13 protein-coding genes and 1 pseudogene are annotated in these 18,696 nt (G+C 63.2%); 10 read left to right on the top strand and 4 right to left on the bottom strand.

Going from position 1 to position 18,696, the window contains the following annotated elements:
• Positions 1-69 precede the first annotated feature (69 nt).
• The 5 genes and pseudogenes from bioB (at position 70) to IPF76_RS16430 (ending at position 4,471) form a co-directional block, all read left to right on the top strand.
• Positions 70-905, top strand: a pseudogene (gene bioB / locus IPF76_RS16450) (biotin synthase BioB).
• The gene (locus tag IPF76_RS16445) at positions 902-1,294 is read left to right on the top strand and encodes a lysozyme inhibitor LprI family protein (protein WP_293846261.1); all 393 of its coding nucleotides are present in this window, start codon (positions 902-904) and stop codon (positions 1,292-1,294) included. Before bioB ends, IPF76_RS16445 begins: the two are co-directional and overlap by 4 nt.
• Complete coding sequence (locus tag IPF76_RS16440; protein ID WP_293846259.1) at positions 1,294-3,300, top strand: acetyl/propionyl/methylcrotonyl-CoA carboxylase subunit alpha; 2,007 nt, start codon at positions 1,294-1,296, stop codon at positions 3,298-3,300. Before IPF76_RS16445 ends, IPF76_RS16440 begins: the two co-directional genes overlap by 1 nt.
• A gap of 116 nt (positions 3,301-3,416) precedes the next feature.
• Positions 3,417-3,788, top strand: coding sequence for a tRNA-binding protein (locus IPF76_RS16435; protein ID WP_293846257.1), 372 nt, complete (start codon positions 3,417-3,419; stop codon positions 3,786-3,788).
• Between the two features lie 275 nt (positions 3,789-4,063).
• On the top strand, positions 4,064-4,471 hold the full coding sequence (locus IPF76_RS16430) for an MAPEG family protein (protein WP_293846256.1): 408 nt from the start codon (positions 4,064-4,066) through the stop codon (positions 4,469-4,471).
• A gap of 105 nt (positions 4,472-4,576) precedes the next feature.
• On the opposite strand, the gene IPF76_RS16425 is transcribed toward IPF76_RS16430, so the two are convergent.
• The gene (locus IPF76_RS16425) at positions 4,577-5,344 is read right to left on the bottom strand and encodes a cyclase family protein (protein ID WP_293846254.1); all 768 of its coding nucleotides are present in this window, start codon (positions 5,342-5,344) and stop codon (positions 4,577-4,579) included.
• A gap of 196 nt (positions 5,345-5,540) precedes the next feature.
• Between IPF76_RS16425 and IPF76_RS16420 the strand changes: the two genes are divergently transcribed.
• Together IPF76_RS16420 and alr are read left to right on the top strand one after the other, a co-directional pair.
• Positions 5,541-7,175 (top strand): MFS transporter, encoded by a 1,635-nt coding sequence (locus tag IPF76_RS16420; RefSeq protein ID WP_293846252.1) that lies wholly within the window; start codon positions 5,541-5,543, stop codon positions 7,173-7,175.
• Between the two features lie 45 nt (positions 7,176-7,220).
• Positions 7,221-8,267 (top strand): alanine racemase, encoded by a 1,047-nt coding sequence (gene alr, locus IPF76_RS16415; RefSeq protein ID WP_293846250.1) that lies wholly within the window; start codon positions 7,221-7,223, stop codon positions 8,265-8,267.
• Here the strand turns inward: alr and IPF76_RS16410 are convergent.
• The 3 genes from IPF76_RS16410 to IPF76_RS16400 form a co-directional block, all read right to left on the bottom strand.
• A complete protein-coding gene (locus IPF76_RS16410; protein WP_293846249.1) occupies positions 8,264-9,244 on the bottom strand; it encodes a 2OG-Fe(II) oxygenase in 981 nt (326 codons plus the stop codon). The genes alr and IPF76_RS16410 overlap by 4 nt on opposite strands.
• A 5-nt stretch (positions 9,245-9,249) precedes the next feature.
• Positions 9,250-10,401: an aspartyl/asparaginyl beta-hydroxylase domain-containing protein gene (locus IPF76_RS16405; protein WP_293846247.1), complete on the bottom strand. Its 1,152-nt coding sequence runs from the start codon at positions 10,399-10,401 to the stop codon at positions 9,250-9,252.
• Between the two features lie 74 nt (positions 10,402-10,475).
• A complete protein-coding gene (locus IPF76_RS16400; RefSeq protein WP_293846246.1) occupies positions 10,476-13,715 on the bottom strand; it encodes a TonB-dependent receptor in 3,240 nt (1,079 codons plus the stop codon).
• Between the two features lie 523 nt (positions 13,716-14,238).
• Here IPF76_RS16400 and phaR point away from each other — a divergent pair.
• Genes phaR through IPF76_RS16385 form a run of 3 tightly spaced genes read left to right on the top strand, consistent with a single transcriptional unit; the run spans position 14,239 to position 18,651 of the window.
• Entirely contained in the window at positions 14,239-14,775 is a 537-nt protein-coding gene (phaR, locus tag IPF76_RS16395) for a polyhydroxyalkanoate synthesis repressor PhaR (RefSeq protein ID WP_293846245.1), read from the top strand.
• A 45-nt stretch (positions 14,776-14,820) separates the two neighbouring features.
• Complete coding sequence (gene proS / locus IPF76_RS16390; RefSeq protein ID WP_293846244.1) at positions 14,821-16,347, top strand: proline--tRNA ligase; 1,527 nt, start codon at positions 14,821-14,823, stop codon at positions 16,345-16,347.
• The gene (locus IPF76_RS16385) at positions 16,348-18,651 is read left to right on the top strand and encodes a VacB/RNase II family 3'-5' exoribonuclease (RefSeq protein ID WP_293846242.1); all 2,304 of its coding nucleotides are present in this window, start codon (positions 16,348-16,350) and stop codon (positions 18,649-18,651) included.
• The last annotated feature ends 45 nt before the right edge of the window (positions 18,652-18,696 follow it).

The following is an 18,696-nucleotide window of genomic DNA, read 5'->3' as shown; positions in this document are numbered from 1 at the left end:
CCGGACGTGTTGCCCACCGAGGGCCTCATGTTCGGCGCTCCCACCCTCTTCCCTTGCCTCGAAAGCGCCATGATGACACGTACCGACTGGACCCGCGAGGAAATCGCGACCCTCTTCGACCTTCCGTTCGACGAACTGATGTGGGAGGCACAGAGCGTCCACCGCCGCCACCACGCGCGCGGCGAGATCCAGCTGTGTACCTTGCTCAGCATCAAGACCGGCGGCTGCGTCGAGGATTGCGGCTATTGCTCGCAGTCGAAGAGCGCCGATTGGAAACGTGCATGACGCTGGGCATGCTGAGCAAGGAGCAGGCGCAGACGCTTGGCATGGCGGGGCTCGATTATTACAATCACAACATCGACACCTCGCCGGAAAATTACGGCAATATCATCACCACGCGGACGTTTCAGGAACGGCTCGACACGCTGGAAGAAGTGCGCAGCGCCGGGATCAACGTCTGCTCGGGCGGCATCGTCGGCATGGGCGAGACGCGCGCCGATCGCGTCGGCTTTATCCACACGCTCGCCACCCTGCCCGAGCATCCGGGCAGCGTACCGATCAATGCATTGGTGCCGGTGAAGGGAACCGTGCTCGGCGACATGCTGGCGGACACCCCGCTCGCGAAGATCGACGACATCGAATTTGTCCGCACCGTCGCGGTGGCGCGCATCACGATGCCGCTGAGCATGGTGCGGTTGAGCGCGGGGCGTGAGAGCATGTCGGAGGCGACACAGGCTTTGTGTTTCATGGCGGGCGCGAACAGCATCTTCACGGGTGACAAGCTGCTGACGACGGCAAATGCCGGCGACAGCAAGGATGCGGCGCTGTTCGCCAAGCTCGGGCTGAAGCCGATGGAGGGCGAGGAGCCGATGCGGATGGAAGCGCAGATGGAGCTGGCTGAGTGATCCTCGCCGCGCTCCTGCTGCTGGCCGCGCCGATCAACGATCCGGCGATCGACTGCGAGAACCAGCTCTATCAGGTCGAGATGAACCATTGCGCCGGGCAGGCCTATGAGGTCGCCGACGTCGCGCTCAACGCGCAATGGAAGCGGGCCGTCTCGGTGATGCGCGAGCGCGACAAGACGATCGACCGCCGTCACGACACCCAGCCCACCCATCATGACGCCTTGCTCGCGGCGCAGCGCGCGTGGCTAACGTACCGCGACCAGCATTGCCTGAACGAAGGCTTTGCGGCGCGCGGGGGGAGCATGGCGCCGATGCTGCACAGCGGCTGCATGGCGCGACTGACCAAGGCGCGGACCGCCGAACTCCAGGCACTTGTCGAGGAATATTGATGTTCAAGAAAATCCTGATCGCCAACCGCGGCGAAATCGCCTGCCGCGTCATCAAAACTGCGCGGCGCATGGGCATCGCGACGGTCGCGGTCTATTCGGACGCCGACGCGCGCGCGCCTTTCGTGCAGATGGCCGACGAGGCGGTGCATATCGGCGCCTCACCTGCGTCCGAATCCTATCTGGTCGCTGACAAAATCATCGCGGCGTGCAAGGCGACCGGCGCCGAGGCGGTGCATCCGGGTTACGGCTTCCTGTCCGAACGGACCAGCTTTGCCGAGGCGCTGGCCAAGGAAAATATCGCCTTCATCGGCCCGCCGGTGAACGCGATTGCCGCGATGGGCGACAAGATCGAATCGAAAAAGCTCGCGCTCGCCGCGGGGGTCAATGTCGTCCCGGGCTTCGTCGGCGAGATCGACGACACCGAACATGCGGTGCGGATTGCGAACGAGATCGGCTATCCGGTGATGATGAAGGCGTCGGCGGGCGGCGGCGGCAAGGGAATGCGCCTCGCCTATGACGAAAAGGACGTCCGTGAGGGGTTTGAGGCGACGAAGCGCGAGGGGCTGAACAGCTTTGGCGACGACCGCGTGTTCATCGAGAAGTTCATCCTCAATCCGCGCCACATCGAGATCCAGATCCTCGGCGACCAGCATGGCAACATCCTCTACCTCAACGAACGCGAGTGCAGCATCCAGCGCCGCCACCAGAAGGTCGTCGAGGAAGCGCCGTCGCCGTTCGTGACCGAGAAGATGCGAAAAGCGATGGGCGAGCAGTGCGTCGCGCTTTCGAAAGCCGTCGGCTATTACAGCGCGGGTACGGTCGAGCTGATCGTCAGCGGCGCCGACCCGACGGGCGAGAGTTTCTACTTCCTCGAAATGAACACCCGCCTGCAGGTCGAGCATCCGGTGACCGAGGCGATCACCGGCATCGATTTGGTCGAACAGATGATCCGCGTCGCCGCGGGCGAGAAGCTCGAAATGACGCAGGACGACATCAAGATCGACGGCTGGGCGATCGAGAACCGCGTCTATGCCGAGGATCCCTATCGCGGCTTCCTGCCCTCGACTGGACGGCTCGTGCGCTATCGCACCCCCGTTCCGGCGTGGGCGGGCAACCCGCGCGGCGAGGACGGCGTGCGCGTCGATGCGGGGGTCGAGGAGGGGGGCGAAGTGTCGATCTTCTACGACCCGATGATCGCCAAGCTGGTCACCTGGGGCGAAACGCGCGACGAGGCGGCCGACAAGCAGATCGCGGCGCTGGACCGTTTCGAACTCGAGGGGCTCGGCCATAATATCGATTTTGTGTCGACAATCATGCAGCACCCGCGCTTTCGCTCGGGCGAGCTGACGACGGGATTCATCGCCGAGGAGTATCCCGATGGTTTCCACGGCGCCGCGACCGAGGATCATATCATACGCGCCCTCGCCGCGATCGCGGGTTTCATGGCGAGTGCCGAGGCTGACCGCGCCCGGCGCACTGACGGCCAGCTTGGCGACCGGCTCGATCCGCCCGCCAAGTGGCAGGTCACCGTTGGCGGGGTCGAGCATAAGGTAAAGCTCGGCCACAAGCACATCAAGGTCGATGGCGAAAAGCTCGACATCGCGCTGGAATATACGCCGGGAGACCGGCTGTTGATCGCCGAGATCGACGACAGCGAGCTGGCGGTCAAGGTCGCGAAGACCCGCGCCGGCTGGCGGATGACGACGCGCGGGCGCATGCACGATGTGCGCGCGCTGCCCTGGCACGTCGCGCCGCTGACCCGGCATATGATCGAAAAGATCCCGCCCGACCTGTCGCGCTTCCTGATCTGCCCGATGCCGGGCCTGCTCGTCGCGCTGCATGTCGGAGCGGGTGACAAGGTCGAGGCGGGTCAGCCGCTGGCGACGGTCGAGGCAATGAAGATGGAGAATATCCTCCGCGCAGAAAAATCGGGGACGGTGAAGAGCGTCAACGCGGCGCAGGGCGACAGCCTGGCGGTCGATGCGGTAATTCTGGAGATGGAGTGACCACACCGATTTTCGTCATTGCGGGGGGCGACGTGACGAAGCAATCTCCAGCTACCGGCTTTACAGGGCGATAGCTGGTGATTGCTTCGCTCTGCTCGCAATGACGGATACTCAAGATGCACCTGAATCACGAAACCGACGCCCCTGCCGCAGACCCTGTCACCTTCGAAGATTTCCTCCGTGTCGACATCCGCATCGGCACCATCGTCGAAGCCGAGCCCTTTCCCGAAGCGCGCAAGCCCGCGTTCAAGCTGAAGATCGACTTCGGCCCCACGATCGGCATCAGGAAGAGCAGCGCCCAGATCGTCGATCGCTACGCTCTGGTTGAACTGGTCGGGCGACAAGTCGCCGCAGTGGTCAACTTCCCGCCGCGCCAGATCGGCAAATATCTGTCCGAAGTGCTGACGCTGGGCTTTGCCGACGAGACCGGCGCGGTGATCCTGTTTGCGCCCGATAAGCCAGTCCCGAACGGCTCGCGCCTATTCTGACCGCCGCAGCCGACTAGCCCATTTTCGATGCGGCGCGTGTCCGCGCAGGCGGTTAGCTAGCGCCGACTTGTCGAGCCTGGCCTTGACGGCATAAGCTTGGCGCAAAAGACATTCAGGCGAGATGGGAGATGGGGTTTCGGCCAACGATGATGGCGGCGGCGATCGGTGCCCTGCTGGTGGCGCCGACCGATGCCCAGCCCATAGCGGCGATTGCCCGTGGCAAATGCCGCCAGGTCGGCTAGGCTGCGGCGCAGGACCATGGGGGGAGATAAATCATGACCTTGCCGGTAACCGCCTTCGTCGCGGCTGTTTGCGCGCTGTTGTTGCTCGCGACCGCGATCGACACGGTGCGCCAGCGGCTGCGTATCCAGGCCGCATTTGGCGACCATGGCGATGCCAAGCTGATCAGCGCCAGCCGCAGCCATGGCAATCTGGCCGAATATGCACCGATCACGATCATCCTGCTCGGCCTGCTGGAAAGCGCGCGCGCCAATCATATGGGCTTGATGGTGATCGGTGCGATCTTCCTGATCGGTCGCGTCGCGCATATTGCGGGCCTTTACGCCAAGATCACCCCCGGTAAGGCACCAGTGCCGCGCCAGGTCGGGGTCATTGCGACCTTCGGCACGTTGCTGGCGCTGGGTGCGTGGACATTGTGGATGCTGGTGGCAACGAACCTTTAGGCGTCTTCCGCGGTTGCGTCATTGCGAGCGAAGCGAAGCAGTCCCGGGCGGTTTATGCTACTCTGTATTGCCGCGTCGCTTCGCTCCTCGCAATGACGAACAGTATTAATCCTCCACCATAGCCACCGCCCTGATCCACCCCGCGCTGGCGCGTTCGATCTTCACCGGAAAACAGCTGAAGGTGAAACCTGTCGCCGGGATCGCTGACAGATTGGTGAGCTTCTCGATCTGGTAATAGGGCCGGATGCGCCCCGCTTTATGCCCCTCCCAGATGATCGACGGATCGCGCGTTTCGGCCCAGCGTCTTGCGGTGTGGCTGAACGGTGCGTCCCAGCTCCATGCGTCGGTGCCGACGACCTGCACGCCGCGTGTCGTCAGATAGAGCGTCGCCTCGGCGCCCATGCCGCAACCCTGATCGGTGAAATTGTCGGTGCCGTACATCGCGCCCGACTGAACGAGCACGATGTCGAGCGGCTGGAGGTCGTGCCCGATCCGCGCGAGTTCGGCCTCGACCTCAGCGCCGCTGACGACATGACCGTCCGGGCGATCTGAAAAATCGAGCTTCACGCCGGGGCGAAAGAACAGGTCGAGCGGCGCTTCGTCGATCGACGGGGCGGGGGATGCGCCATTGTCGGTGGTCGAGTGGTAATGCCATGGCGCGTCCATATGGGTGCCGTTATGCGTGCTGAGCGTCAGGCTCTCGACCGCCCAGCCTTCGCCATCGGGCAGGTCTTCCTTCGTCAGCCCGGGAAAGAACATCGCGATCTGCTCCCATGTATTTTCATGGGTCATATAGGTGATATTGGGCCGCATCACCGGCGGGTCGGAGATGACGTCGTTGGTGATCGGGATCGAGAGGTCGATGAACTGCATTTGTGCAGTCTGGCACCATATTCCATCCGCGCCAAGAAGACTTGCGCACAGCCATCGGGCAACTAGACGTAGCGTAACCGTTCGCATCGAGCGAAGTCGAGACACCCTGCGTCGACGATGCCCGCGAGGCATCTCGACTTTGCTCGATGCGAACGGAAGAGAAAGAAGCCCGAACGGGTGGGGGAGCCAGAAGACCATGACCGAAGCCAGTGCCGCGGGCGCCGTTTACGAACCAACCCAGAAAGAAATTCGCATGGTCATCGCCGCCTCATCGGCGGGGACGGTGTTCGAATGGTATGATTTCTTTATCTACGGCACTCTGGCCGCGATTATCGGCAGAGCCTTTTTCCCGAGCGACAATGCGACGCTGGAAACGCTGCTTGTCTGGGCGGGGTTCGCGGTCGGCTTCGGATTCCGTCCGCTCGGCGCGGTGTTGTTCGGCTTCCTTGGCGATAGGCTGGGTCGCAAATATACGTTTCTCGTCACCGTCACGTTGATGGGGATCGCCACCGCCGGGGTCGGCATGATCCCGTCGGCGGCGACGATCGGTATCGCGGCGCCGATCATCATCATCCTGCTGCGTATCCTGCAAGGGCTGGCGCTCGGCGGCGAATATGGCGGCGCCGCGGTTTACGTGGCCGAGCATTCGCCGCCCGGAAAGCGTGGTTTCTACACCAGCTTTATCCAGGCGAGCGTCGTCGGCGGCTTCGTGCTCAGCCTGATCGTCGTGCTGGGATGCAAGGCGTTGATGCCCGATGCGGTGTGGGAGAGCTGGGGGTGGCGCGTGCCGTTTCTGCTGTCGCTGATCCTGCTCGCGATTTCGCTGTGGATGCGCCTCAAACTGTCCGAAAGCCCGGTATTCAAAGCGATGAAAGACCAGGGCGAGCTGGCGAAGAATCCGCTCAAGGAAAGCTTCACCTACCCGGGCAACCCGCGCCGCATCTTCATCGCGCTGTTCGGAATCGCTGCCGGCCTGACCGTGATCTGGTACACCGCGATGTTCTCGGGCCTCTCCTTCCTGAAAGGCCCGATGAAGGTCGATGATACTGCCGCCGAGATTATCGTCGGCGTCGCCGCCGCGGTTGGCATGGGCTTTTTCATCTGGGCCGGGCATTGGTCCGATCGCGTCGGGCGCAAGAAGCCGATCGTCTGGGGCTATGGCGTCACGCTGGTGCTGCTGTTCCCGCTGTTCTGGTGGATGGGCAGCGTCGCCAACCCGTCGCTGCAGGCCGCCGCCGAGCGCGCGCCGGTGACGGTCAGCGGATCGCGGTGCGATTTCGATCCCTTCGCGCAGCAGCAGGAAACTGCGTGCGGCAAGACGCTGGGTGAGCTGACCAAGCTCGGTGTACCTTATGCGGTCGCGGCGACCGATAGTGGGTTCGACAGCGTCGCGATCCGCATCGGCGACCGCGAGGTGGCGAGCGAGGATCCGGCGTTGCTCCGGCCCGCGCTCGAAGCGACCGGCTACGATTTTGCCAAGCAGATCCCCGGCTGGGGCAGCATTGCGGTGATCTTCCTCGCGCTGCTCGGGCTCAGCGCCTTGTCGGGGTTCACCTATGGCCCCGTCGCAGCATTGTTGTCGGAGATGTTCCCGCCCCACGTCCGTTACTCGTCGCTGTCGATCCCCTATCATATCGGAACCGGCTATTTCGGTGGGTTCCTGCCGCTGATCGCGAGCTTCATCATCGCCAAGACCGGCAACGCCTATTCGGGGCTGTGGTACACCTGGTTCGTGGTGCTGGTCGCGTTCCTCGTCACGGTTTTCATGATGAAGGATCCTGTCGAGGGCGAGTGGGACAAAAAGCCCTCCACGCCGCCGCCGGCGGCTTGATCCAGCCCATTGGCGGCGCCCGCGAACCCGTATAGGGGCACAGCCATGATCGCCGTGCCGTCACCGCTCCGTCTGCGCCTTTCGTCCGATGCGCTCGTTGCCAACTGGCGCTGGCTCGCGGCGCAAAGCGGCGCGGCGGCTTGCGGGGCGGCGCTCAAGGCCGATGGCTACGGGCTCGGCGCGCGCGAAGTGATGCGGCATCTGGCGGCCGCAGGATGCCGCGACTTCTTCGTCGCCACCTGGGCCGAGGCCGCGGCGCTGATGCCGTTGCCCGCGAACGTGTCGTTGTCGGTCCTGCACGGCGTGGGCGAGAGCGATATGGTTGCCGCGCGGCTGCTCCCGGCGCGTCCAGTGCTGAACAGCGTTGAGCAGGTACAGCGCTGGCGTGAGGCAGGCGAGGGGCAGCGGTGCGACGTCATGGTCGATACCGGCATGAACCGGCTGGGGCTACGTGTCGAGGAGGCACTGGGCGGGGCGCTTGATGGTCTCGCGATCGAAACGCTGCATAGTCATTTGGCGTCGGCCGACGAAGATTGCGACCAGAATGCCCGGCAACTCGTGACCTTTTGCGCGCTTCGTGATCGCGTTCCGGCGCGGCGCTACAGCCTGGCGAATAGCGCCGGCATTTGCCTTGGCGCCGACTATACCTTTGATCTGACGCGTCCCGGAATTGCCCTTTATGGCGGCATTCCGCGCGTCGAGGCGGCGGAGCATATCCGACAGGTCGCCTTTCCTGGCGCACGCGTGCTGCAAGTGCGGACGGTTCCGGCGGGCGAGACGGTCGGTTATGGCGCAAGTTGGGCCGCGCCGCATGATTGCCGAATTGCTGTCGCCAATCTGGGTTATGCCGACGGCTATCTGCGCTGCCACGCGGGCAGCGGCGGTGCGACCTGGCAGGGGCAGGCCCTACCACTTGTTGGCCGCGTGTCGATGGATCTGACCGCGTTCGACGCCAGCGACGCGGCTGGAGTGGGTGAGGGTGACTGGCTCAGCCTCAGCTACGACCTGCCCGAGGTTTCGGGGCGCAGCGGACTATCTCAATATGAGCTGCTTACCGGACTGGGCAGCCGGTTCGAACGCGTCTGGGGCTAAGCCGGGCGCATCCCCCATGGATCGAAATCGCGCGACCGGATCCAGCGGGTGCAGACCCATTTCTCGCCGCGCGTCACCGGCAGGCCGGCGTGGCGGCTGCGTTCATCGACCCGGCCTTCGGCCAGCGTATTGACGAACAGGATCGCGTCGCCGATCGCGCCCCGAAATTCGGTATCGATCGCTGGAAACTGCGTCGCGCCGCCGTCATAGTCATCGCTCAGATAGATGATCGCGGTCATCACGCGCTGGTTGGGTTCGCCCGGCAGGCAGTCGTGGTGGAGGCGATATTGCTGGCCCGGCACATAGCGCAGCACAGTCAGCGGTTCGCCCTGCTCAACGCGTGTCCCGCTGATCGCAGCGATACGCCGGTCGAGCGCGTGGATGACGAGGTCCTGCTGGATCGGGCCGAGCACCGTGCCTTCGGACGTGCGGATGGGGTGTGGAACCTGACGGTGCGTGGCAGGATCGACGACGACAGAAGGTACCATTTTGGGCGCCGATAGCGCCACGATATGATCGCATTCGTTGGGGGTGAAAAGTGCGCGCGCGACGGCGACCTTTGGGCTGACCGATAAGGATTCGAGTGCGAATAGCGAAGCGGGCGCGCCGGCAGGCGTCAACGCCATGGCCGCAATCAGATCGCGCTGGCGTGCGGCGGCGGGATCGTGCGCGGCCGCCTTTTCAACAAGCGCGAGTGCCGTGCGCCAGTCGGCCGGGCCGCCCGCTCCGATCGCGACGAAGACCGCATGGGTGAGCGCCGCCGCCTTGTGCCCGGCAATCCCGGCCTTTTCATATAATCCGCGGGCAGCGGCGAAGCTGCGCGGTACGGGATGGCCATAGACATGCCATAGCGCGAGTTCGTGCAACGCGTCGGGGTTGTCGCGTTTGGCGGCATCGATGAGGCAATCGACAGCGGCCTGAGCCTGACCGGCGCCGAGCAAAGCGTTGGCGCGTTCGACGATGTCTGGCTGGGGCATAGGCGTCAACCGAGCGCCGGGTCGGCAAAAAAGGCGGCAATTTCTTCGCGTTCGCGCGCGCTGAGTTCGGGACGCCAGATATCGAAGATCAGCACGACCCGGTCTTCGCTGCTGTCGTTCCACGCTTCATGCTCGATCGTGTCGTCGAAGATCAGCAGCTTGCCTTCTTCCCACGGACGCACGTCGTTGCCGACGCGAAAGCCACAGTTCGGCGGCACGATCAGCGGCAGGTGGCAGATCAGCCGGGCATTGTGGGTGCCGGTATGCGGCGCGATGCGCGCGCCAGCACGCAACAGCGAGAACATCACCGTGGGCGAATTGACTATGTGGGGTAGCGGGGCAGCCTGAACCGCGGCCCATGTCCGGGGACAGCGCGCGACGATGTCGTCGGAAATTGTGCCATTTTCACAGAGGAACAGCGCGCTCCAGTCGATATTGTCCAGCAGGCGATTGACGTCGGCGCGCGGTTGGTCGGTGTGCGTCTGCATATAGGGACGAAAGCCGTCGGTACCCGCCGCGAGCAAGGCGGTGATTTCCTGCTTGATCGCTGCGGCCGCCGCTTCGAGCGTGGGCACCCAGTCGAAATCGGCGGGGTCGAAAAACTGCACCTGCGGCAGTTCGGGGACATAATAGCCGGTCGGTTCCTGCACGAAAATCTGGCGCCGTCCGGCGAGGATGTCGAGCGAATGCTGGAACCGGCGACTGCGCTTTTCGGGCGGCAGGCCGCGCGCCAGCAGTTTTGCCTCGCGCTGTTCGACGACACGTGCCTTGAACTGCGCGACCCACGCTTCGGCGCGCTGCAATTCGGCGCGCAGATCGGCGGGCAGTTCCTGATTTGCGGCGATGAGCAGGGCAATTTCATAGCCGCGCAGGGCGCTGCGTTCGTCACCGGCATTGGCGCGGCAATCGGCCTTCATGATGTGCCCGCGCACCGCCTGGGGTTCGAGGGTGAGCAATTGATCGAGCGCGGCTTCTTCGGCACCGCTGTCATTGTCACTGCGGCACGCCACCGCGAGGAGCAGCCAGATCTGGCCGTTGGCGCGACCGCTTTGCGCGATGCTTTCAAACCGCGCGCGGGCGATGGCAGGCTGGCCGCGCTGCAATGCATCGACGCCTTCTTTGGCCAGGCGCTCCGCCTCCTGGTTGCTCAGCTGCACGGCATATCCTTATGGCCAAAGAAAGGGGGCCGGAACAATGTCCCGACCCCCCATCTATTCCGATCGCGTCGCGATTAGAAGCGGGCGCGTGCGCCAGCGTAGAAGTTGCGACCACGGAAGTTGTAGATCGCGCTACCCGCACCCGTTGCCGTCGAACCCAGCGGCGGCATGCGGTCAAGCACGTTGTCGACGCCGACGTAGAAGTTGAGGTTCGGACCGCCGGCTTCCTTGTTCACGTCCCATTCGAAGCGAAGGTCGTGATAGAAGACCGCCGGATATGTATCGCGGTCGGCAAAGTCGAGGTTGCCGCCGGTCGCCGCACCGTTGATGCCGAAGTAATCTTCGTACACGCTGATGAACTGCGGACCGATGTAGCGCATGCGATAGCCGAAGGTGAACGGCCCGGTGCTCAGGTCGACGTCCCAACGGAACTCGTTCTTCGGATCGCCGAGTTCGCTGAGAATACGGTTTTCGAAGGTCGGGTTCGTCGGATCCTGGAAGTTGCTGATCTTCAGATTGTGGGTGTAGATCAGGTTGGTGTTGAACGCCAGATCGTTGCCCAGGTTCGTCCGATATGCGACGTTGACGTCGATACCCTTACGTTCGCGACTGGCATAGTTCAGCGGCGCCGCGACGAGCGAGTTGCCCAGAACACGACCTGCGAGTTCGCCGTTCGGGCCGGTGCCCGGACCGCGGAAGCGCGTGAACTGCTGACAGAAGATGTTGTTGAGGTCGGCCGCGTCATAGCAGCTGTTGACGATCTGTTGCGCCGTCAGCGATGCGATGATGCCCTTCACCTTGATGTCGTAATAGTCGACCGACAGGTTCAGACCAGGGACGAAGCGCGGCTGGATGACCACACCGTAGGTCCAGGAGTCGGACTTTTCCGCTTCCAGGTTCGGGTTCGAACCGCTGACGATCGGCAGTGAATAGGTAGTATCCGAGAAGCCAGCGAGCAGCGCGCCGAGATCTGCCGTGCAGTTCGCGTTGCGGTTTGCACTGGTATTGATACGACCCGGATCGCAAGGATCGGTGAAGCCCGGCGCGAAGTTTGGCACCAGCGGGAAGGCCGTTTCCGAAACGTTCGGCGCGCGCACTGCGCGGCTGTAGTTGCCGCGGAAGCGGACGTCTTCGATCGGAGCCCAGTCGAGACCGGCGTTGTACGACCACACCGTGCCGGTGCCGCCCTGATATTTGGCCACGCGACCGGCACCGCTGACGGTCAGTTCATGCGCGAAAGGCATGTCGGCGAGCAGCGGGAGCTGCAATTCGCCGTAAAGCTCTTTCACTTCGAACGGATCGGGGCGGAACGACGGGATCGACACGCCGTTGGTGAAGCCGTTGGTTACGAACGGATCCTGTTCGTAGAACGCCTTTTCCTCACGATATTCGGCACCAAGTGCGAAGCGCACCGGACCGCCCGGGAGGTTGAAGAAGCCGCTGGTATCGCCCGAGACGAAGCCTGACAGGATGAACTGCGACAGCCCCGAGGTGGCGGTGAAGGTGCGGGCGAAATAGTCGACCGATGCGCTGTTGTCGGGCGAACCGAACGGGTTGTAGGGGACGCAAGCCGCGATGTCCGCTGCGAGACGGGCGGCATTGGCGGACGCAGGAGCGGCGAAGCCGACCAGCGGAACCGCCGAAGCCGGGTCGAACTGCGACCGGCACTGGATCGCGCCGGTGACCGGGTTGCGACCGGCATCCATGGCAAGGGCGAAGCGCTGGCGATCGATGAAGCCATCGGTCGTCACATCTTCGCGGAACTTGCCATAGTTGGCGGAAATTTCGTAGCTCCAGTCTTCATTGAACGTGCCACGCAGGCCGCCAACGACACGCCACGTGTCGCGCTGGAACTTTTCATCACGCAGACCGACGTCGAGCAGGTTGCGCGCAACGACGAAGCGATAGCTGCCGTCTGCGATAGCTGCAATATTGGCAGCGGTCAGATTGCCGGCGGCTGGGCAGGTCACCGTCAGCGATGAGTTGCAGCCCGATGCCAGAATGGCGTTGGCGAGCGTAGTGCGGTCGGCCGTGTTCAGGAACGGGTTGTCGAGACGGGCGCGCTCGCGGAAGTCGGTCGTGCCGCCGGTGCCCTGAATGAAAGACGGACCGGCGTTGTTGCCGAGTGCGTTGACGCGGTTCCACTTGGCTTCGACGAACACTTCGGCAGCTTCGCTGAACTCGTAACGCGACAGCAGGTTGAAGTTGTAGCGTTCGGTAAACGGCAGGACCGAAAGGTTCTTGCCTTCGCGACCAGTCTGGCCGTTGCCGCCGATGATGCCGCTGTTGATGCCGGTACCGAAGCGCGAACCGGTCTGGGTCTGCAGACGGCCTTGGTCGTTGAAGACATAGGTGCAGCTAAACGGAACACCCGTGCTGTTAGTGCCGCCATTGTTCGCCAGCGATGCGTTGCCGCACAGTCCTGATTCAAACGCCGGAGTGGCGGCGTTGTCCGAACGCTGGTTGACCGGAATCAAGCCGTTGAAATGGATCGTCGTGCTGCGAACGTCGCGAAGAAACACGCGATCGGGAAAACCGTCGCTGTTGCCGGTCAGGCCAGCGGAATCGGCATCGACAATGAAAAATCCGTCGTTCGAACGAAACTCAGGTACGTCCGACGCGAAAACGCGCGACTGACGGGCATATTCGCCGTGCAGCGTGATATTGCCGCGACCTTCGGAGAAGTTCTTGCCGACCATGGCCGACATATATTGGTTGCCGCCAAAGCCTTCTTCGGTGACGCCGGCCTGGGCGCGCAACTGCACGCCTTCGTAATCGCGGCGCAGCACGAAGTTGACAACGCCCGCGATGGCGTCCGAACCGTAAATGGCCGAGTTGCCGCCGGTGACGATGTCGACGCGCTCGATCAGGTCGTTCGGGATGGTGTTGACGTCGGGCGAAACCGCGTTGTTCAGAATGTCGGCGGGGACGTGGCGGCGACCGTTGACCAGAACCAGCGTGCGCTGCGTACCGAGGCCGCGAAGATCGAGGAGGTTAAGACCGGCGATGCCGATGCCCAGGCCCGGGTTCTGCTGAGCAAAGGTACTGCGCAGCTGCGGCAGGTCGTTCAGGGTGTCGCCGATGTTGGTCTGACCCTGCTTCAAAAAGCTTTCGCCGGCGATCGAGGTGATCGGCACGGTCGAATCCAGGTTCGGACGGCGGATGCGCGAGCCGGTGACGACGATAGTGCCTTCGGAGGCGGCTTCGGCCGCATCGTCCGCAGGAACGGTATCGTCCTGGGCCATTGCCGGCATGGCGCTGAACAATGCAAGAGTCAGGGCAGAGCCCCGGACCAGCAGGCTAGTCTTCTTCATGATGTATTTCCCCGGTTACGATTTAGAAAATTCAAATTAAGCTGAATTTCGCCTAGAAAGACGGAAATCCCCCCCTACACAAGCGATTGATGTAGTTTTTCTGACACCGGGACACCGAAATGGTCGCGCTGTGACTTTTGCGCAACACGCCTTTGCCGCACGGGAAACTGACTGGCCAATCACAAAAATGCGAAAATAAAGTGTTGAGGGGTGTCAGGCAGGCCGAAAGAGCAAAATAGTTCCATTTCATCAGTTTCGTTTGTAACTAAATTGCCTGGCGTCAGCCGAGACGTCAGTGAAATCGTTCGGCGATTGCGCAGCCGGGCAGATTTGAGCACGAAACTTTTGCGATGCTATGGACTTTTCACCGTTCGTTCTGAGCGCAAGGACGAATCATGGGCGCCGAGGAGCTATGTCCGTGCATGTTGCGATGCATCAATATTTGGTGCTAATGCCTCGAGCAATCAAATATCCGGCGCGGCGCAGTCGCTAAAGCGCCGGATGATAAGGAGCGCAGGTCAAGATGGCGAAGTCCAAGACGGCAGCAGAAGATGGCGTCGTCACGATCAAGAAATACGCCAATCGGCGGCTCTATGATACCGAGCGCAGCTGTTACATCACGCTCGAGGATCTGGGCACAATGGTCCGCGACGGGCGCGAGTTTCGCGTCGTTGATGCGAAGAGCGGCGACGACATCACGCACAACGTGCTGACGCAGATCATCATGGATGAGGAGACGCGCGGCGAGACGCTGCTGCCGGTCAATTTCTTGCGCCATCTGATCGGCATGTACGGCGACAAGATGCAGTCGATGGTGCCGCAATATCTGGAAGCATCGATGACCGCGTTCCGCAAGAATCAGCAGGATGTCCGCGCGGCGTTCGACGGCGTGCTCGGGTCGAACCCGCTCGCCGAACTGACGCGGCGGAACATGGAGATGTTCCAGCAGGCGGCCGGCGCGCTGATTCCTGGGGTCGGCGGCGCCAAGGCAAAGGACGCCGAAATCGCGGCGCTCAAGGCCGAAGTGGCCGCGCTCAAGGCGGAACTCGCCAAGAAATGAAATGACGGGCGCCCCTTCGCCCTAAAACGACAGAAATCGGATGATATGGTCAAACATGCGCTCAGCGTAACCCGGCAAGCCGACTTTGCGGCCTGGTATCAGGATGTCATCGCCGAAGCCGACCTGGCCGAGGAATCGGGCGTGCGCGGCTGTATGGTCATCAAGCCGTGGGGCTATGGCATCTGGGAGCGAATCCAATCGGTTATGGACGCGGCGATCAAGGATGCCGGGGTTCAGAACTGCTATTTCCCGCTGTTCATTCCCTTGAGCTTCTTTGAGAAGGAAGCCGACCATGTCGATGGTTTTGCCAAAGAAATGGCAGTCGTCACCCACCACCGCCTGATCCAGGACGGCAATGGCAAGCTGATACCCGATCCAGAAGCCAAGCTCGAAGAACCGCTGATCGTCCGCCCGACATCGGAGACGGTGATCGGCGCCGCGATGAGCCGCTGGGTGCAAAGCTGGCGCGACCTGCCGCTGAAGGTCAACCAATGGGCCAATGTCGTGCGCTGGGAAATGCGCACCCGCATGTTTCTGCGCACCAGCGAGTTCCTGTGGCAGGAAGGCCATACCGCGCACGCCGACAAGGCCGACGCGATGGCCGAGACGTTGCGCGCGCTGGAAATGTACCGCGCCTTTGCCGAAGATGTTCTCGCGATGCCGGTAATTGCCGGCGAAAAGCCCGAGAACGAGCGTTTTCCGGGCGCCGTTGCGACCTATTCGATCGAGGCGATGATGCAGGACGGCAAGGCGCTTCAGGCGGGCACCTCGCACTATCTGGGGACCGGCTTCGCCGAGGCGGCGGGTATCCGTTACCAGGACAGGGACGGCGGCCACAGCCTGTGCCACACGACCAGCTGGGGCACCTCGACGCGCATGATCGGGGGCGTCATCATGACGCATGGCGACGACGATGGTCTACGCTGCCCGCCCCGCATAGCGCCGCACCAGATTGTCATTGTGCCGATGCTGCGCGACAATGAAGAGGATCAGGCGATTCTCGATTATTGCGCGGCTTTGCAGGCCGACCTGAAGGCGCTCGACGTTTTTCGCGAGCCGCTGCGCGTCTACCTTGATGCCGGGGCGAACAGGGCGCAGACCAAGCGCTGGGGCTGGGTGAAGAAGGGCGCGCCGATCATCCTCGAAATCGGACCGCGCGACGTCGCCGGCGGCAATGTCGCGGTGATCCGCCGCGACCGGCTGTACAAGGACGACGGCAAGCTCAATTCGGCGTTCATCGCAAAGGACGATTTTGTCGCCGATGCGGTCGCGACGCTGGAGGATATTCAGACGAGCCTCCACGCCGAGGCGAAACAGCGTCTTGACGCCAATATCCGCCGCGACGTCGCCGACCTTGCCGCGCATTTCAAGGGCGATGAAAAATTCGTTGGCTGGGTGGAAGTGCAATGGGCGCGGCCGTCCGGCGCGGCGCTCGAGAAGATCGTCGAGCAGCTGAAAGCGCTCAAACTGACAATGCGCAACACCCCACTTGACGCCGCACCCGCCGACGGCACCTGCTTCTTCACCGGCGAAACCGCGGTCGAACGCGTGCTCATCGGGCGGACCTATTAATTGGCCAAACGGCAACAGCCTGCTGGTCTGCCCAGCCCGGATCAGATCCTCCGCTTTATTGAAGAGAGCAAGGATGCCGTCGGCAAGCGCGAGATCGCCAAGCATTTTGCGCTCCATGGCAATGAGAAGATCGCGCTGAAGGCGCTGCTCAAGGACATGACCGACGAGGGGCTCGTCGATCTGGCGCCCGGACGCGCGTTCCACAAGCATGGCGGGTTGCCGCGGGTGACCGTGCTGCGCGTCGCGGCGATTGATGGCAGCACCGTCTGGGCGGTCCCCGAGCATTGGGAGGCCGCCGTTCCGGCGCCGCGGCTGCGCGTGATCGAACAGGGGCGCAAAGGCGCGCTTGGGGTCGGCGATCGCATTTTGGCGCGCACCGAGGAACGCGGCGGCGGCCATGTTGCGCATCCGATGAAACGGCTCGAAGCGGGCGGCGGGATCGTGATCGGAGTGCTCGTCGAGGATATGGGGCCGGGGGGCAAGCCGATCCTGTGGCTGCGCCCCGCCGACAAGCGCGCGCGCTATGACTTTGCCGTCGCCGACAAGGGCGACGCCAATATTGGCGATCTGGTTCGCGCCGAGCTCACCGGGCGCGGTCCGGCGATCAAGGCAAAGGTCGTCGAGCGTCTGGGCGATCCGTTCGCGCCGAAGTCGCTCAGCATGATCGCGATTGCGCGCCACGAAATTCCGCATGTGTTCGGCGCCGAGACCTTGGCCGAGGCCGAGGTCGCCGCAAAACTGCCGCTCACCGCCGATGGCCGCGAAGATCTGCGCGAGCTGCCGATCGTTGCGATCGACCCGATCGATGCGCGCGATCATGATGATGCGGTGTGGGCGGAGGCGGACACCGATGGCCCCAACAAGGGCGGCTTTCGCGCGATCGTCGCGATCGCCGATGTCAGTTATTATGTGCGGCCCGACGGCGAGATCGACCGCGAGGCGCGGCGGCGCGGCAACAGCGTCTATTTTCCCGACCAGGTCGTGCCGATGCTGCCCGAAACATTGTCGGCGGGCGTCTGCTCGCTGAAAGCGGGGCAAGATCGCGCCGCGCTGGCGTGCCATCTGGTCATCGACAAGCAAGGCAAGGTGACCTCATGGCGGTTCACCCGCGCGCTCGTCCGGCTGCGCGCCAATATTGCCTATGAGCATGCGCAGGCGGCGTATGACGCCGACGTAGCCCGCGAGGAATGGGACGCCGATGTGCTCCCGACGCTCCAGAACCTGTGGGCGTGCTGGGCGCTGTTGGCAAAAGCGCGCGCCGCCCGCGCGCCGCTCGACCTCGACCTGCCCGAACGACAGGTCATCCTCGACGAGAAGGGCGGCATCGCCGAAATTCGCGTCCGCGACCGGCTCGATTCGATGCGGCTGATCGAGGATTATATGATCGCGGCGAACGTCGCGGCGGCGAAGGCGCTCGAGGCGAAGAAGTCGCCGGTGATGTACCGCATCCACGAGCCGCCGAGCCGCGAAAAGCTGGTCAGCCTCAAGGATTATCTCGAAACCTTCGAACAGAGTTTTGCGCTGGGGCAGGTGATTACGCCCGCGGTGTTCAATCGGCTGATCGACGGCTTTTCCGAAGACGACCGATTGCCCGAGATCATGCAGGCGATTTTGCGCAGCCAGACGCAGGCCTATTATGGTCCCGCCAACGCTGGGCACTTCGGGCTCGCGCTCGGCAGCTATGCGCATTTCACCTCACCGATCCGCCGCTACGCTGATTTGATTGTCCACCGCGCGTTAGTCGATAGCTATCGTCTCGAAGTCCCCGGCAAGCCCAAGGGACTGCCCGAACGCACCGGGCTGGGCGAAGCCGACGCCAAGGGGCTGTCGCGCATCGGCGAGGCGATCAGCGCGCTCGAGCGCCGCGCGATGGAGGCCGAACGCGAAACGGTCGACCGTTACGTCGCGGCCTATCTGTCCAACAAGACGGGCGAAATCGTCCAGGCGCGGATCACCGGGGTGCAGCCGTTCGGATTTTTTGCCACCGTCGACGGTCTTGGCGGCGACGGGCTGGTGCCGGTTTCAACTTTGGGCAACGAGCGTTTTTTCTATGATGAAAAGGCACGCACGCTCGATAGCGAACATGGACGGGTGAGTTTCACCGTCGGCCAGCGGCTTGATCTGCGGTTGATGGATGCAAATCCGATCAGCGGCGCGCTGCGCTTCGAACTGCCCGACGCGCCCGAGGGCGGATACCGGAACCGCGGGCCGCGCCGCGACGGGGTGAAGGACAAGGCGGGCAAGCATGTCATCGGCCAGCGTGGGCGGCCGGCGAATATCAAGCATAAGGGACGGCGGCGGTAGGCACCTTGTCATCGCGAGGAGCGAAGCGACGCGGCAATCCCCAGC

The organism is Sphingopyxis sp. (assembly GCF_016704835.1).
GTDB lineage: Bacteria > Pseudomonadota > Alphaproteobacteria > Sphingomonadales > Sphingomonadaceae > Sphingopyxis.
Note: the sequence above shows the minus strand (reverse complement) of the source record. Positions and strands in the feature narration are given on the sequence as shown.